Source organism: Nocardia vaccinii NBRC 15922 (assembly GCF_001613305.1).
Taxonomy (GTDB): domain Bacteria; phylum Actinomycetota; class Actinomycetes; order Mycobacteriales; family Mycobacteriaceae; genus Nocardia; species Nocardia vaccinii.
The window spans coordinates 103,234-118,788 of sequence record NZ_BDCC01000044.1; the positions used below are offsets into that span (position 1 = coordinate 103,234).

Below are 15,555 nucleotides of genomic sequence, written 5' to 3' on the forward strand. Positions count from 1 at the left end.
AGCGTTTCTCCTGTCCCATTCGGGCGATGCGGGTAGTTTTGTCCGAGTGCGGTATGCGCACGGAACCGTGGAGGCGATCACTTCCTTCCTGGCAACCATCGTTGCCGGGCTGTCGTTGACGTTGCCGGTCGACTTTCGGTGGGTCAGCGACGCCGGGTCGGTGCAATTGTATTCACTCACCTACAGTCAACCTCGGGCAATTGCGGCGGGGGCGGTCGTCGCGGTGATCGTGTCGGCTTTCGCCGCGACCGCGTTGAACGAACTGGTGGCCTGGTGCACGGCGTTGTTCGGGATCGCGGTGCTGTTCGTCGACCACATCATCGGGCAGTCGGCCGGGCCCGGCTCCTCGTTGACCACATTGAACTTCCTGGACGCCCTCGCGGGTGGTGTCCTGCTGGGCGGTCTCGGGGCGGCGGTGCTACACCGGCGGATATCGGCGTTCGGGTGGACGGTCGGCGCGATCGGCAGCACCGTGATCTCCGAGGCGCTGCCGACCCCGTTGCGCACCGGAATGACCGGTCACCACGTCCGTGCGAACTGGGTGCCGGGTAACTCGCCGCCGACGTGGATCATCGGCCTGGCAATGGTGTTGATCGCGGTCAGCGCCTACCTGAACCGGCGCCAGCCCCCGGCGAACCGGCTGTCGGTGGAACTGCCGATGGCGCCGATCATCACCGGGGTCATTCTGATCGTCTCCCGGACGTTCCTCGCCGGATGGATCGCGCGTCATGTCGACAGCGCGTTGTCCATCGCGATCGTCGCGACGATCACGGTGCTCATCACGGGCGCCGCCGCACTGCTGCTGCCGGGCCGCGACGGGGTGTTCGTCCTGCTCGCCGCGGCCTTGACCGCGTCCGGCGATGCCATCGTGCCCGCCGACATCTCACAATGGTCGGTCCCGATCCTGATCGTGCTGTGCGCGGCCGGCTTGCTGATCGGGGTGCGGTGGTCGTTGCTACCGCTCGCCCTGGCCGCCGTGGCGGCCCTGGCTCTGGCCGCGGCACTGCTGACCCACGTGCACCACCCGGTCGTCGACGCGATCTGCGAGGTCGCGCTGGTGCTGATCGCGGGCTATTGCCTGGGTACCTCCCCGCCCCGACACAGCGCCAGCCGGGTGCTGGCGATCGTGATCCTGCTGGTTCCCTCGGTGATCCTCGCCATGCGCGCCAGTCTCAGCTTCGGGCCCTGCAATCTGATCGGTGCCGACCGCGCGATCGTATGCGAATTCGACGAACGTTCCTCCGCGGCGCCCGGCTGGACGGCCTTGGCGATGGTAGTCGGCTACGCGGTATTCGCCTACGTGATCAGGCGCAGACCCCTGGTCGAGGATGCCGCTCCGGCCACACCACGGGCGACCCCGCCCCCCGACCCGATGTGCGACAAACCCTTCGATCAGACCTGAGGCCCCGAATGCGGGAGCGGAATTCGAGGATCGCCGGGCGTCCGGGGTGCCGCCGCGGCGCGCTCGCGTTCGAAGGTGAGCAGCAGGTCCGCGGCGACGCTGACGGCGATGGCGGCCGGTTCCTTGCCGGTGATCTCGGGCAGGCCGATGGGAGTGCGGATGCGGGCGATGGATTCGGGTGTGTGACCACCCTCGGATTCGAGGCGGCGGCGGAAGCGGGCCCATTTGGCCGACGAGCCGATCAGGCCGATCGAGCCGAAATCACCGCCGCGCAGGGCCGCATCGCAGAGAGCGGCGTCCTCGGCGTGGTCGTGGGTCATGATCAGCAGATGGGTGCCGGTGGGCAGTTCGGCCAGCACCTGCTCGGGCAGCAGCGGCACCTCGTGGACGTGGATGCGGGCCGGCGCGTCGCGCAGGACGGACAGCCGCTCGTCACCGAGCATGCCGGGCCGGGTATCGATCAGGTGCAGGTCGAGGTCGTGGCGAGTCAGGATGCGCGCGAGTTCCAGTCCGACGTGTCCGACACCGAAGATCGCGACGGCCGGCACCACCGGCAGCGGTTCCAGAAGCAGCACGACGGTTCCCCCGCAACACTGCACACCGTGACAGTTCGTCACCTGGTCGTTGAGCGCGAAATCCATCAGCTCCGGCTGCGGGTCCGGAGCGCCGATCAGCTCGCGGGCCCGCTCGATCGCGACCGCCTCGATATTCCCCCCACCGATGGAACCCCAAGTCTCCTGCTGTCCCACAACCAGTTTCGCACCGGCAGGACGTGGCGCATGGCCGCGCACGGCGGCGACGGTCAGCAGCACACCGGGCTCCCGGCGGGCTCGCAACAGCGCAACCGCATCCACCCAGGTCAGCTCACTCATAGCCGAAAATCCCCGTGCCGTAATATCTTTCGGCCGCCGACCGGTCCCGCACGCGCGTTGCGCCGTTCCCGTCACCGGCCGCACCGATACCGGCCGTAACCGGATCGGTGAACGAAAGATTCTGCATAGCAGTCTCATCCGCGTTCAGTCCGTGACGCGCTCGCTCGATCGCCCAGTACACCGCCTCGGGTGTCGCGGGTGCGGCCAGATCTATGCTCAGCTCGAGCCGGCCGAACGCCCCGACCGCCGCACGCAACGCCTCGCGCACCGAGAACGCCAGCATCAGCGGCGGCTCACCCACCGCCTTGGATCCGTAGACCGCGCCCTCCTCGGTGGCGTCGGCCAGCAACTCGACGTTGAACACCTCGGGCATCTCCGAGAAGCTCGGCAGTTTGTAGGTGCTCGCGGCCTGCGTCAGGAATCGACCGCGACCGGGTCCGTCACCGGTGTCCCAGCGCGGATCCTCGAGGGTCAGCCAGCCCGCGCCCTGGACGAAACCACCCTCGATCTGACCGATATCGATCAGCGGGGACAGGCTGTCGCCGGCATCGTGCACGATGTCGACCCGCCGGATGCGGTAGGCCCCGGTGAATCCGTTGACCTCCACCTCGGTGGCCGCCGCGCCGTAGGCGAAGTATTTGAAGGGCGAACCGTGCATACTCGCCGCGTCCCAGTGCAACCCCTCGGTCCGGTGGAAACCGGTCGCGGACAGCTGCACCCGCTGCCGGTAGGCGGTCCGCACCAGATCGGTCCAGGCGATGCCGTCGCCGGATGCGCCCAGCGGCCGGGCCACGCCGTCCACGATCCGTACATCCGCCGCATCGCAGCCGAGCCGGGTCGCGGCCACCCGCGAAAGTCGTTCGCGCAGTTGCTCACACGCGTTCTTGATGGCCGCGCCGTTGAGATCCGCCCCGGAGCTGGCCGCGGTCGCCGAGGTGTTCGGCACCTTGTCGGTGCGGGTCGGGGCCAGTCGCACCGTGCCCATCGGAACGCCCAGGGTGGTCGCGGCGACCTGCAACATCTTCGTGTGCAAGCCCTGCCCCATCTCGGTACCGCCGTGATTGATCAGCACCGAGCCGTCCTTGTAGATCAGCACCAGTGCGCCGCCCTGATTGAACGCGGTCAGATTGAACGAGATGCCGAATTTGACGCCGGTAACCGCCAAACCCCGCTTGACATGCCGATGTGCGGCGTTGAACGCCTCGATCTCGCGGCGGCGGGAGCTCAGGTCGGCGTTCTCGTGCACCTGCCGCCACACCGTTTCGATCCGCTCCGGCGTGCGCACCGGTTGCCCGTACGGTGTGCACTGACCCGCGGAATAGAAGTTGCGACGGCGCAATTCGGCCGGGTCCAGACCCAGCAATGGTGCGCAGCGCCCGAGCAGGTCCTCCATCACGAGCATGCCCTGCGGTCCGCCGAACCCCCGGAACGCGGTGTTGGAAGTCTTGTGTGTCTTGGCGATCCGGCCGCTGATGCGGGCGTTCGGAATCCAGTAGAGGTTGTCGACGTGGCACAGCGCCCGAGCCAGCACCGGTTCGGACAGGTCCAGGCTCCAGCCGCCGTCCGCGGTCAGGGTCGTCTCCAGTGCGCGCAACCGGCCGTCGGCGTCGAATCCGGCCCGCCACGCGGCGTGGAATCCGTGCCGCTTACCGGTAATGGTCAGATCCTGAGTGCGGTTGAGCCGCAGGCGAACCGGACGTCCGGTAAGGGTCGCGCCGAGTGCCGCGACGGCCGCGAATCCGTGCGGCTGCATCTCCTTGCCGCCGAAACCGCCGCCCATCCGCAGGCACTGCACCGTCACCTCGTGGCTGCGCAATCCCAGCACCTGCGCGACGATCTCCTGCGTCTCCGAGGGATGCTGGGTGCTGCACTGCACGAAAATCTGCCCGGACTCGTCCACCACGGCCAGCGACGCGTGCGTCTCCAGATAGAAGTGCTCCTGCCCCGAGAACTCCAGCTCGCCGTCGAAGATCCGCGTCGATTCGGCGAATCCGGCCTCGAGGTCGCCGCAGCGTATCTGCGGCTGTGCCCCCTGAAAACTGTCCGCCCGGATCGCATCGGCGATGGTGATCAAGGCCGGCAGCGGTTCGATCTCGACCTCGACGGCCGCCGCGCCGAGCCGCGCGGCCTCGAGCGTCTCCCCGAGCACCCAGCAGACCGCGTGCCCGTAGAACATGACCTCGTTCGGAAACAGCGGTTCGTCCTGTTTCGTCCCGGCGTCGTTGACACCTGGCACATCGTCGGCGGTCAGTATCCGCACCACACCGGGCACCGCCAGCGCGGGCGCGGTGCGCAGCGCCAGGATTCGCGCGTGCGCGCACATGACCTGCACCGGGTAGGCGTGCAATACGTCCTTGGTGCGATACACCAGATCGTCGGTGTACAACGCGGTCCCGGTGACGTGCAGAGCAGCGCTTTCGTGCGGCATCGGCACGCCGACCGGCGGCTTCTCCGGTCGTGTCACACCGCCACCCCCTCGACGCAGCGCGCGAACATCTCACGCAGGCTCTGCCCGAGCATCGCGCGGCGATACCCCGCGCTGGCGCGATGGTCGTCCAGCGGGGTGCCCTCGCCTTCGAGTACTCGCGCGGCCGCCTCCACGGTCTCCGGTGACCAGGGGCGGCCCCGCAGCGCGGCTTCGGTGGCACGGGCACGGACGGGGGTCGCGGCCACTCCGCCGAGCCCGATCCGCGCCGAACGCACCGTACCGGCGTCGATGTCGAACGCGAAAGCCACTGCGACACTGGAGATATCGTCGAAACGACGCTTGGCGATCTTGTGAAATCCGCTCAGCGGGGCGAGCGGGCGGGGAATGCGCACGGCACGGATCACCTCGTCGGGACGACGGACGCTCTGCCGATACCCGGTGAAGTAGTCGTCCAACTCCACCTCGCGTTCCCCCGCCGGGCCGGTCAGCAGGACCGATGCGTCCAGGGCCAGCAGCGCGGGGGCGGCATCGCCGATCGGAGAACCGGTGCCGAGGTTGCCACCGAGGGTCGCGCTGTTGCGAATCAGCCGGGAGGCGAACTGCGGGAACAACTCCGCCAGCAGTGGCACGCCGCCTGCCAGTCGGCGTTCGAGTTCGGTGAGGGTCAGGGCCGCGCCCAGTTCGACGTGATCGGGTGCGACGTGCAGCCCGCGCAGTTCGGGCAATTGATCGATAGCGATCACGTAATCGGCGCGGCGGGCGCCGATGTTCACCTCCACACCCCAATCGGTGCACCCCGCGACGAGGACGGCGTCGGGGTGGGAGCGCAGCAGGGTCAGCGCCTCGGGCAGCGTCGCGGGCCGGACGAAGGCGCGACCGTCTCGCTCGAACACGGTCGGCACCGGTTCGGGCGGCGCGGCTGCCCCGCGCTGGACTAACGGGTCATCGCTATCCGGTGCGCCGATCGCGAAGGCGGCATCGCGGATGGGGCGGTATCCGGTGCAGCGGCAGAGATTTCCGCTCAGCGCGTGCAGGTCGAATCCGTTCGGGCCGTGCTCGGGCTCCGCCGGAGCATCGGTTGCCGCCCGATCGGGGCGATAGTATTCCGCGGCCATACTGCATACGAATCCCGGTGTGCAGTAACCACATTGGGATCCGCCGCGGATCGCCAGCTCGCGCTGCACCGGATGTAGCGCCTCGGGGGTGCCCAGCCCCTCGGCGGTGACGACCTCCTGCCCGTCCAGCGCGGCAACCGGAATCAGGCAGGAATTGACCGCGACCCATTCGGTTCGCCCGACGATCCCGGGACGGGCGAGCAGAACCGAACACGCCCCGCATTCCCCCTCGGCACAACCCTCCTTACTGCCGGTGTATCCGCACCGGCGCAGAAATTCCAGCAGAGTCGTCGTCGGCGCGGCCGGAGAAATCGGCAGGAGTTCTCCGTTGACCGTAATCCGCGCCGCAACCATGGCAAACCCTCTTTTCGCTGTCGATCGAACGAGCGTGTAGTCGGGTCGAGAACGACAATCACCATTTTAGGCAGCTTTCCGCGGCGAGTGCGCGAGGCGCACGATCACCACATACCTTCGGGATGATCCTCCAAACGACACAACACATTTCATCGCGTCGATCGGATTATCCGCCGAACCGGCGCGTCGGAAGTGTTACCCCCGGTAAACATATCGTTGCGGCACAACCGGGCATCGGCTCCTGGCATTTACGCTTGCGCCGCGGGAGGTTCGCGACACGAATTCCCGCGACACTTTCGTGCCGGGAGTTCCGGCCGGCATCGGCCGGTATTTCCGCTCGCCCAGGAGGCCTGCCATGCCATTGCGCTTCTCGCGTCCCTCGCGCAATCCCCACGCCGGGCCGCCGCACCCGGTCGACGAGGTGCCGCCTGCGGCCCGGCTCACCCTTCTGGGGCTCCAACACCTGGCGATCATGTACGCCGGGGCGGTCGCGGTGCCGCTGCTGGTCGGGGGTGCGCTGAAACTGTCGCAGCATACGATCGGCGTCCTGGTGAACGCCGATCTGCTGGTCTCCGGGATCATCACGATCGTCCAGTCGGTCGGCGTCGGCAGGATCCTGGGCGTTCGGCTGCCGCTCGTGGCGGGCGCGACGTTCACGGTCGTCTCGCCGATGATTCTCATCGCCGAACAATTCGGTGGCGGCGAGGCGGGCCTGCCCACGGTCTACGGCGCGATTCTGGTATCGGGTGTCTTCGGTCTGATCATCGCCCGCTTCTTCGCCACGGTGGTTCGTTTCTTCCCGCCGCTGGTGTCCGGTTGCGTGATCTGTGTGATCGGGCTGTCGCTGATCGGCGCGGACGCCGGGCTGATCGCCGGTAACGACCCGAAATCACCTGAGTACGGCCAGATTTCGCATATCGGCCTGGCCGGGCTGGTGATCCTGATCATCGTATTGATCCACCGATTCTCCCGCGGCCTGATCAGTCAGCTGGCGGTCCTGCTCAGCATCGTGATCGGAACGATCGTCGCGATACCGATGGGCCTGGTCGATCTGTCCGAGGTCGGCAGGGCGGGCTGGTTCGGCATCTCCCGGCCGTTCCTCTTCGGCGCGCCCCAATTCCACGTCGCCGCAATCATTTCCATGTGCGTGGTGATGCTGGTGACGTTCACCGAGTCGACCGCGGACATCGTCGCGGTGGCCGAGATGGTCGACAAGCCGCTACAACCCGGCGATCTGGCGCGCGGGCTGGCCGCCGACGGCCTGTCCGGGGTCCTGGCCGGATTGATGAACTCCTTCCCCGACACCGCGTTCGCCGAGAACGTCGGATTGGTCGGGCTCACCGGCGTGCGCAGCCGCTGGGTGGTGTCGGTGTGCGGTGTGCTGCTGGTGGCGCTGGGGCTGGTGCCCAAGGTCGGGAGTCTCGTTGCGGCACTTCCGAATCCGGTGATCGGCGGGGCGGCGACGGTGATGTTCGCGATGGTGACCGCGGTCGGCCTGCGCGTCCTGCACAAGGTGCGGTTCGACGGCACGCACAACATGCTCATCATCGCGGTGACCCTGTCGGTGGCGCTGCTGCCCTCGGTCGCCCCGAACTTCTACGCGAAGTTCCCCACCGACTTCCAGATGATCGCGAGCAGTCCGATCACCTCCGCGGTGATCGTGGTGTTCGTGCTGAATCTGTTGTTCAACCACTGGCGCAGCGGTGCGCGGGCCACGGTGGGCTGATCCGGGAGCAGTGCGAACATCCCCTGTCCGGGGGATCGTCGATCACCTGTCGAGGTGACGATTTCACCCCCGGATCTTCCTACCGTGATCGATACGGCAGCACCCCCGCGGCCGCCGATTCACCAGGAGGTAGGGATGTCCAGCGGTCTGTTCCTGTACGCGTTACCCGCGTTCATCGTGCTGATGCTCGTGGAATGGGCGGGGTACCGGTTCGATCCGGACCGCCGGGGCGGCACGGTCCACGACTCGGCCACGAGCATCTCGATCTACCTGCTGGGCCGGTTGGCCAAGGCGTTCGAGCATTTCCTGGTGCCCTTCTCCATCCTCGGAGTGGCGGTCGCGCTGACGCCGTGGCACTTGAATCCGCACGATTGGCGGGTGTGGGCGCTGGGCCTGGTGGTCACCGATTTCTGTTACTACTGGGCGCACCGGGCCGATCACCGGATCCGGCTGCTGTGGGCCGGGCACAGCGTGCATCACTCCAGTCAACAGTTCAATCTGACCACCGCGGTGCGCCTGCCCTGGCTGATCCCCGGGACGTTCATCCGTTCGGCCGCCTGGATACCCGCCGCCGTGATCGGCCTGCCGCTGTGGATGATCTTCCTGCTGCAGTCGATCGGCCTGCTGTACCAGTTCCCGATCCACACGCAGCGGATCGGCACACTCGCCGCCCCGATCGAATACATCTTCAACACCCCGTCACACCACCGCGTCCACCACGGCGCCAACAACCCGTACCTGGACAAGAACTACGCCGGCATCCTCATCATCTGGGACCGTATGTTCGGCAGTTACGCCGAGGAACTCGAACCCGTCCGCTACGGCCTCACCAAGAACATCGACACGCACAACCCGTTCGAGGTCAACTACCACGAATTCGCCCGCATGATCTCCGACGTCCGCCACGCCCACACCTGGCGAGCCCGGCTCGGCCACGTCTTCGCCCCTCCGGGCTGGACTCCCGAGCCCGCCGTGACCGGTCCGGCCCTCGAACGGGAGCCCATCCGGATCTCCGAGTAGCCGGGCCGGAGCGAGTCAGTCGGGCGCTTCGTCGCCGGTGTCGATCGGCTCCATCGCCTCTCGCTCGGCTCTGTTACCCGGCACGCCTCTCGAGACTCGCTCCGCGGCGAGATCCTCCTCGATATCGTCTACCAGTGCCGCCGTATCTTCGCGATCGTCCAAGTCCTCCGGTGTTTGCCGGAAAGCCTGCTCTCGGCTCTCGGACGTGGGATCGCCGTTTCCAGAGTGTGAACTCATCGCTGTGCTCCTTCGGGTGTTCAGTCCGTGAGGTTCCGGGCCGCTGACCACAACAGCTCGATCGCGTACCGCACCGTTCGGTCGAGCACGTCCGCCGGCTCGCCGTCGAACCGGCGATGGCGGGCCCGGGCATCCCGGCGCGAGGCGACGGCGAACCACACCGAACCGGGCGCTTCACCGTCCTGGGGGCCGGGGCCTCCCACACCGGTGGTGGCGACGGTGAGGTCCGCGGCCATCAGCGAACGCACGCCTTCGGCCATCGCGATCGCCGCGGCCGCGGACACGACGGGGATATCGGGTACATCGAGTACTCGCCGCTTGACCTCTGCGGAGTAGGCGACGACGCCCCCGCGAAACCATTGCGCGGAGTCCGCCGCGGCTCCCAGCGCGGCCGCGAGGTTGCCCGCGGTCAACGATTCCGCGACCGCCACCGTCAGCGCCCGGCGTTTGGCGAGCTCGGCAAGCTGCGTCACGATCTCGGCCATGATCTCCTCTCACCATCGGCGGCGCGTTCGGGATGCCCGAGAAGGCCGGGCCCAAACCCGGGACCAGCCCGAAGCTGGCCAGCGAACGAGTCGTCACACCGATGTGGCGGAAACAGAAGAACGGCCCGGAACATATGTTCCGGGCCGTTCTCCCTAGTAGCGGGGACAGGATTTGAACCTGCGACCTCTGGGTTATGAGCCCAGCGAGCTACCGAGCTGCTCCACCCCGCGTCGGTGAACACAACATTACACACGGGTGGTTGACGATCGCAAATCGCCTGGTCGGTAGGGGTTTTCGAAGTTCCGATCGGTCGAGTCGGATGATCTTGCGACCCGAAGACTTCTATGACTGCAATCACACAGCGGCAGGTGCGGCCGGGTGTGGTGGCCGTTATTTCGCGCACGCACGCGTGCGTCTCCAGCGCAAGCCAAAAATAACGTGACCCACAACACAAAATGGCGGTGATTCGAGTCACAGCGAAGGCGAATAACAGACCGACCAGAATTCCGTTTTACGGCATTGCCCACCTGCGCGGACAGCGATTTTCCAGTTATTCGCTTCATGCAATTCCGGATGTTATCAAGACGTGATCTGCCGAGATTTGTTCGTTATGGTCGTCCACGACCCGGATCGACACCGTGACGGGCACCCATCCGAACCGCTGCACACCGGCAACCCTGCCCCGCGGTCCGGGAAACCCCGACCACCTGGGGGCAGGGACTCGGCGGATATCGCCGCGCCGGCGGGCACGGGGAGGGACAAACCATATGAACAAGAACCGGAAGATCAGCAGTCGCGCCCTCGGCCTCGCCGCCGTGACCGGCGCCCTTGTTGCCGTCCCGTTCGGAATCGCCGGCTCCGCCTCGGCCGCGCCGACCCACGACTGGGACGGCGTCGCCCAGTGCGAGAGCGGCGGAAACTGGCACACCAACACCGGTAACGGCTACTACGGCGGCCTGCAGTTCACGCAGAGCACCTGGCGGGCCAACGGTGGCTCCGGCCTGGCCAGCCAGGCCAGCAAGGACGAGCAGGTCCGTGTCGCGGAGAATGTGCTCAATTCGCAGGGTGCGGGCGCCTGGCCCGTCTGCGGCAAGTACCTCCGCTGGGGCGCCACCACCTCCCCCGAGGCCGTAGCCCCCAAGCCCGCCCCGGCTCCGGCCGCGCCCGCCGCACCGGCCCCCGGGAGTCGCGAGGCCATGATCGCCCAGGCCGAGGACACCGCCTCCCAGGTCGCCAAGAAGCTCGGCTTCGATTCGCAGTACCAGCAGGTTCTGCAGCAGAACACCGGGCTGATCCAGTCGCTGGGCCGCTGACCCGGCGAAAGACTCCTCCATACCGGAGACGCGAACGGCGTCGCCATCGTGAGTGATGGCGACGCCGTTCGCGTACTCCGAGCCGGGCGGGCTACCCCCCGGACTTGTTGTAGTCGTCGATGGCCTTCTGCAGATCCTGGAAGGCCGAGCCCAGCTTCCCGAGATCGCCGGACTTCTGTGCGTCCTGCACACTCTTGAGCGCGGTGTTGAGCTCCTGCACCGCCGCGTCGCGCGCGGCCGAGGAACCGGTCGGCGGAATCACGGGCGGCGGCTGAGTGGCGCCCTGATTCGGCGTGGTGCTCTGACTGGGCGGCGGACTCGTCGCGGCCTGGCCGGGTTGCTGTGTCGCGGCTGCGCCCAGGCCCGGTTGCATGCTGTTGAGCGCGTCACCGAGCGTCGCCTCGTAGCCCACGTTGCCGCCGTAACTGGCCAGCACCTTCACCAACTGCGGGAACGATGCCGCACTGGCACTGTTGCGTTCGAGATACCAGGGCTCGACGTACAGGATGCCGCCGTTGCCGATGGGCAGGGTCAGCAGATTCCCGTATCTGATCTTGTTGGTATTACCGCCGGTGAGGGTGGTTCGCTCGTTGGATACGCGGGCATCGGTCGTCATGGACGTCTGCACCTGTTGCGGACCCTGGGTCTGCGAATCGGTCGGCAGTTGCAGCACCGTGAACTTGCCGTAATCGCCCGGGTCCGAACTCACCGAGATGTACGCGGCCAAGAACTGACGCTTGTAACCGACCATCGCGCTGGTCAGGTCGAAGGACGGTTGCCCGGTGGCCGGATTGCCCTTCAGGACGTAGTACGGCGGCTGATTGGCACTGGTCGGGGTGTCCGAGGTCGGATCGCTGGGCACCGACCAGAACGCGTTGTTGGTGAAGAACTCGCGCGGATCGTCGACGTGGTAGCGGCCCAGCATGTCGCGCTGCACCTTGAACAGATCCTCCGGATAGCGGAAGTGCGCGCGCAGCTCCGGGGTGATCGCGCCGGCGGGCTTCACGGTGTCCGGGAACACGCCCTCCCACGCCTTCAGCACCGGGTCGGTCGGATCGACGGCATAGAGATTGACCGTGCCGTCGTAGGCGTCGACGGTCGCCTTGACCGAGTTCCGGATGTAGCTGACCTCCTTGCGCGGCAGCACGCGCCCGGTGTTCTGGTCGATGCTGTCCTGGGTCAGCCCGTCCAGCGAGGAGTGCTGTGCGTACGGGTAGTTGTCCAGAGTGGTGTAGGCGTCCACGATCCACTGGATGCGGCCGTCCACCACCGCCGGATAGACATCGCTGTCGGTGGTCAGCCACGGAGCCACCTGCTGCACCCGGTCCCGGGGATCGCGGTTGTAGATGATCTTCGAATCCGACCCGATCGCACCGGAGAACAGGATGTTGCGCTGGGCGTACTTGGCGGCGAAGGCCAGGCGGTTGAACCAATTGCCGATCGGCACGCCACCCTTGCCGTTGTAAGTGAATTGCTTTGTGCCGGTGTCATATTCGCGCGCCGGCTGGTTATTGCCGCCGACGATGGCGTAATCGTCGTCGGATTTGGCGATCATCTCGCCGAAGTAGATCCGCGGCTGATCGACCTGGATCGCTTCCTTGTCCTTCTGCGAGAACAGGTCGCTGACGGTCGACTTGTCGCCGACGTTGAACACCGGATAGCCGTAGGTGCCCGAACTCGTGTTGGTGCCGTTGGCCACGCCGGTGGCCGCCTGCGAGGTCTCCTTGGGCGGCGCGACGTTGACCCGGTTGGCCGGGGCCGCGACGAATCCGTCACCGTGGGTGTAGACGGTGTGCTTGTTGATCCAGTCGGTCTGGTTGCCGGACAGGTTCTGCGGCACCAACTCTCGCGCGGCGACGATGTAGTCCTGAACCTGGCCGTCGATCGTGTAGCGGTCGATGTCGAGCGGGTCCGGGAAGCCGTAGAAGTTCTGCAGCTGCTGTTTCTGGATGAACGTCTGGGTCAGCAGATTCGGGTCCAGCAGCCGGATGTTCGAGATGGTCTGCTGATCGGCCGGGATGGTGGTCGGATCCTTGGTCTGGTTACCGGAGTAGTCGACGTACTGCACCTTGTCGCCGCCCAGACCGTACGCGTGCCGGGTGGCCTGGATATTGCGCTCGATGTAGGTGGACTCCTTGGTGGCCGCGTTCGGGCGCACCTCGAACTGCTCCACGATCAACGGCCACACCGCGCCGACCAGGATCGAGGACAGCACCAGCAGCGCCGCGGCCATCGCCGGAACGCGCAAGTCCCGCAACACGACTCCGGCGAAGAAGGCCAGCGCGCAGATGATCGCGATGGACAACAGAATCAGTTTGGCGGGCAGCACCGCGTTGATATCGGTATACGAGCCGCCGGTGAACGTGGGCTCCTTACGAGTGCTGGACAGCAGCGAATACCGGTCGAACCAGTAGGCGATCGCCTTGAGCAGCACGAAGACTCCCGCGATGATCGCGAGCTGGATACGCGCCGGGCGGGTCAGCGTGCCCTCGCGCCCGGACAGGCGCAGGCCGCCGAAGATGTAGTGCGTCACCAGGTTTGCGAAAAACGCGATCACCGTGGCGACGAACAGCCAGTTCAACATCATCTTGTAGAAGGGCAGATTGAACGCGTAGAAGCTGACGTCCAGATGGAACTGCGGATCCTTGATGCCGAACGCACCGCCGTGCAGGAACAGCTGCACCGTCACCCAGCTCGACTGCGCCACCAGGCCGCACAGCAGACCCACCAACAGCGGCAGGCCGATGCCGAACAGCCGCAACCGGCCCATCACCGTCGTGCGGTACCGCGCGATCGGGTCGTTGGGCCCCGAGACCGGGACGAACACCGGCCGGGCCCGGTAGGCCCCCAGTAGCGCCAGCCAGATGATCAGGCCGACCACCAGGGCCACCACCACGAACAACACGATCCGGGTGAACAGCACGGTGGTGTACACCTTGCGGAACCCCACCTCGCCGAACCACAACCAGTTGGTATAGGCGTCGGTCAGCCGCGGCCCGACCAGCAGCAGTGCCGCTATGACGAGTGCCGTCACCAGCAGCACACGGCTGCGGCGGGACAGCGAAGGTAAGCCTGTCGGGGGGCGCACGCCCACGATGCCACTCTCCCAGGTCCGGCGGCGCACAGGCCCGAGCCCGGGACCGGCACACCGCAGTTGCTTGCGTTGCGTGTGGTCCATACGGACCATTCCGGGCCCACTCTACGTATTTTTTGGCCTCCGCTTCGCTCCGGCGGGTTTTCGGCGTTGTATCTATGGCCTCCGCTGCGCTCCGGCGAGGTTTTCGGCGCTGTAAGACTCGTCGTTCAGCCCTCGAGACCCGGCCTTCGGCCATGCGCTTCGCGGGCTGAACGACGAGCCCGCGCCGAAAACCTTTGGGGTGTTCGTGCTGAACCTATCGCTTCGCGGGCGACTACCAGCAGGCCGGAGACACCTCGCCGCTGGGCGCGTTGCGAGATGCATCGGTGGTTCGGCGCACGAGAACGTCGTCGTCCTCGAGCTGTCCGGGCTGACTCGTACCGATGCTCGGGCGCCCCCTAAACTCAGCGCGCGTGACCGTAGACAACCCGGCCTCCGCCCTCTACCGCTGCATTCGCGAGGTGGCGGAGTTCGCCGATGCCGAGGGGTGGGACCGGCCACCGCAGATATTCGCCCTGGTGCCGACCGCCGATCTGGTGGCCGCCGAACCGGCCCTGCAGGATCAGCTCGACGACGGCGCCGAGCTCACCCCCATCGCGCAGGAACCACTTCCCGACGATGTGACCGGTGAACTGGCTCTGGACGAATTCCTGGCCACCACGAGCTGGCCGGAGGCCGTGCGCGGCTGCGTCCTGGTCCAGCAGATCGTGGTGCTGCCGCCCGACGCCGAGCAGACCCTGGACGATGCCATCGCCCCGCTGCTCGCCGACCGCGACGCCGCCGACCGCGCGGCCCGCGACGCCGCCATCACCCACCCGGGCCGCCGCGACGCCCGGCTGTTCGCGGGTGTCCTGCGCGAGGGCGTATCCCTGTGCCTGCTGCAGGTGCGTCCGGACGAGGACGACGCGGACGACCCCTTCGGCAACGACCTCGACCTGCGCACCGCCCCCAACCTCGCCCCCAACCTCATCGAGGCCCTCGCCCACACACTGGAGAACGAAAACTAGCGCTATGCCGGCCTCCGCGTCGGCCGAACCCGAAGGTCAGGCCCCAGCCGCTGCCGGCTACCCGACAAGGCCGGGTGCACACCTCCGGCCGATACACCCACCCAGAAGATGCTCACCGGCAGAGCATCTGGGTACGCCAGAACTGCCAGGCAAACAGCCCCAGCGGCAAAGGTTTTCGACAGCCGCACCGAAATCCCGCCGCAGCGAAGCGAGGCGAAAGACCAACGCGCCCACCGGCGAAGCGTCTCCATCCCTGGAACTCGCCCGCGAAGCGAAAGGCTCACCAACACCAACACCAAGGTTTTCGGCGCGGCTCGTCGATCACCCCTCCAAGCGCATGACCGAACCCCGAGTCCCGACCGCACAACAACACACCCTCGGACGCCGAAACCCCGCCGAAGCGAAGCAAGGCGAAAGACCAACGCGCCCAGCGGCGAAACGTCTCCGTCCCGCTGGAAC

At 66.8% G+C, this 15,555-nt stretch carries 11 protein-coding genes and 1 tRNA gene; 5 read left to right on the forward strand and 7 right to left on the reverse strand.

Annotated features, from left to right (window positions below; genetic code table 11):
- Positions 1–46 precede the first annotated feature (46 nt).
- Positions 47–1,402, forward strand: a complete 1,356-nt coding sequence (locus NV1_RS26750) for a hypothetical protein (protein WP_067897045.1) — start codon at positions 47–49, stop codon at positions 1,400–1,402.
- Here NV1_RS26750 and xdhC read toward each other — a convergent pair.
- The 3 genes from xdhC to NV1_RS26765 are packed head-to-tail and all read right to left on the reverse strand — an operon-like array spanning position 1,393 to position 6,171.
- Entirely contained in the window at positions 1,393–2,274 is an 882-nt protein-coding gene (gene xdhC, locus NV1_RS26755) for a xanthine dehydrogenase accessory protein XdhC (RefSeq protein WP_084525802.1), read from the reverse strand. The two genes, NV1_RS26750 and xdhC, sit on opposite strands and share 10 nt — an antisense overlap.
- Positions 2,267–4,738, reverse strand: coding sequence for a xanthine dehydrogenase molybdopterin binding subunit (xdhB, locus tag NV1_RS26760; protein ID WP_245713938.1), 2,472 nt, complete (start codon positions 4,736–4,738; stop codon positions 2,267–2,269). The genes xdhC and xdhB overlap by 8 nt, the downstream gene beginning before the upstream one ends.
- Positions 4,735–6,171, reverse strand: a complete 1,437-nt coding sequence (locus NV1_RS26765) for a xanthine dehydrogenase small subunit (protein WP_067897047.1) — start codon at positions 6,169–6,171, stop codon at positions 4,735–4,737. Before NV1_RS26765 ends, xdhB begins: the two co-directional genes overlap by 4 nt.
- Positions 6,172–6,526: 355 nt before the next feature.
- Between NV1_RS26765 and NV1_RS26770 the strand changes: the two genes are divergently transcribed.
- Together NV1_RS26770 and NV1_RS26775 are read left to right on the forward strand one after the other, a co-directional pair.
- The gene (locus NV1_RS26770) at positions 6,527–7,897 is read left to right on the forward strand and encodes a nucleobase:cation symporter-2 family protein (RefSeq protein WP_067897051.1); all 1,371 of its coding nucleotides are present in this window, start codon (positions 6,527–6,529) and stop codon (positions 7,895–7,897) included.
- Positions 7,898–8,032: 135 nt separating this feature from the next.
- On the forward strand, positions 8,033–8,917 hold the full coding sequence (locus NV1_RS26775; protein WP_067897054.1) for a sterol desaturase family protein: 885 nt from the start codon (positions 8,033–8,035) through the stop codon (positions 8,915–8,917).
- 15 nt (positions 8,918–8,932) lie between these two features.
- On the opposite strand, the gene NV1_RS43840 is transcribed toward NV1_RS26775, so the two are convergent.
- The 3 genes from NV1_RS43840 to NV1_RS26785 all read right to left on the reverse strand — a co-directional run bounded on the left by NV1_RS43840 (position 8,933) and on the right by NV1_RS26785 (position 9,870).
- Positions 8,933–9,154, reverse strand: a complete 222-nt coding sequence (locus tag NV1_RS43840) for a hypothetical protein (RefSeq protein WP_157117382.1) — start codon at positions 9,152–9,154, stop codon at positions 8,933–8,935.
- Positions 9,155–9,174: 20 nt separating this feature from the next.
- Positions 9,175–9,639 carry a CinA family protein gene (locus tag NV1_RS26780; protein WP_067897056.1) on the reverse strand — a complete coding sequence of 155 codons (465 nt, stop codon included), beginning with the start codon at positions 9,637–9,639 and terminating at the stop codon, positions 9,175–9,177.
- 157 nt (positions 9,640–9,796) lie between these two features.
- A tRNA-Met gene (locus NV1_RS26785) sits at positions 9,797–9,870 on the reverse strand.
- Between the two features lie 537 nt (positions 9,871–10,407).
- Here NV1_RS26785 and NV1_RS26790 point away from each other — a divergent pair.
- Positions 10,408–10,953 (forward strand): transglycosylase family protein, encoded by a 546-nt coding sequence (locus tag NV1_RS26790; RefSeq protein ID WP_067897058.1) that lies wholly within the window; start codon positions 10,408–10,410, stop codon positions 10,951–10,953.
- A gap of 91 nt (positions 10,954–11,044) precedes the next feature.
- Here NV1_RS26790 and NV1_RS26795 read toward each other — a convergent pair whose 3' ends face one another.
- Positions 11,045–14,047, reverse strand: coding sequence for a UPF0182 family protein (locus tag NV1_RS26795; RefSeq protein ID WP_174557487.1), 3,003 nt, complete (start codon positions 14,045–14,047; stop codon positions 11,045–11,047).
- Positions 14,048–14,502: 455 nt separating this feature from the next.
- Between NV1_RS26795 and NV1_RS26800 the strand changes: the two genes are divergently transcribed.
- Positions 14,503–15,096 carry a PPA1309 family protein gene (locus tag NV1_RS26800; protein WP_245713939.1) on the forward strand — a complete coding sequence of 198 codons (594 nt, stop codon included), beginning with the start codon at positions 14,503–14,505 and terminating at the stop codon, positions 15,094–15,096.
- Positions 15,097–15,555 lie beyond the last annotated feature (459 nt).

Bases quoted from the DNA above. Each gene is read 5' to 3' on its own strand.
- xdhC (WP_084525802.1), bottom strand. From the start codon at position 2,274: ATGAGTGAGCTGACCTGGGTGGATGCGGTTGCGCTGTTGCGAGCCCGC.
- NV1_RS26765 (WP_067897047.1), bottom strand. From the start codon at position 6,171: ATGGTTGCGGCGCGGATTACGGTCAACGGAGAACTCCTGCCGATTTCT.
- NV1_RS26770 (WP_067897051.1), top strand. From the start codon at position 6,527: ATGCCATTGCGCTTCTCGCGTCCCTCGCGCAATCCCCACGCCGGGCCG.
- NV1_RS26775 (WP_067897054.1), top strand. From the start codon at position 8,033: ATGTCCAGCGGTCTGTTCCTGTACGCGTTACCCGCGTTCATCGTGCTG.
- NV1_RS43840 (WP_157117382.1), bottom strand. From the start codon at position 9,154: ATGAGTTCACACTCTGGAAACGGCGATCCCACGTCCGAGAGCCGAGAG.
- NV1_RS26780 (WP_067897056.1), bottom strand. From the start codon at position 9,639: ATGGCCGAGATCGTGACGCAGCTTGCCGAGCTCGCCAAACGCCGGGCG.
- NV1_RS26790 (WP_067897058.1), top strand. From the start codon at position 10,408: ATGAACAAGAACCGGAAGATCAGCAGTCGCGCCCTCGGCCTCGCCGCC.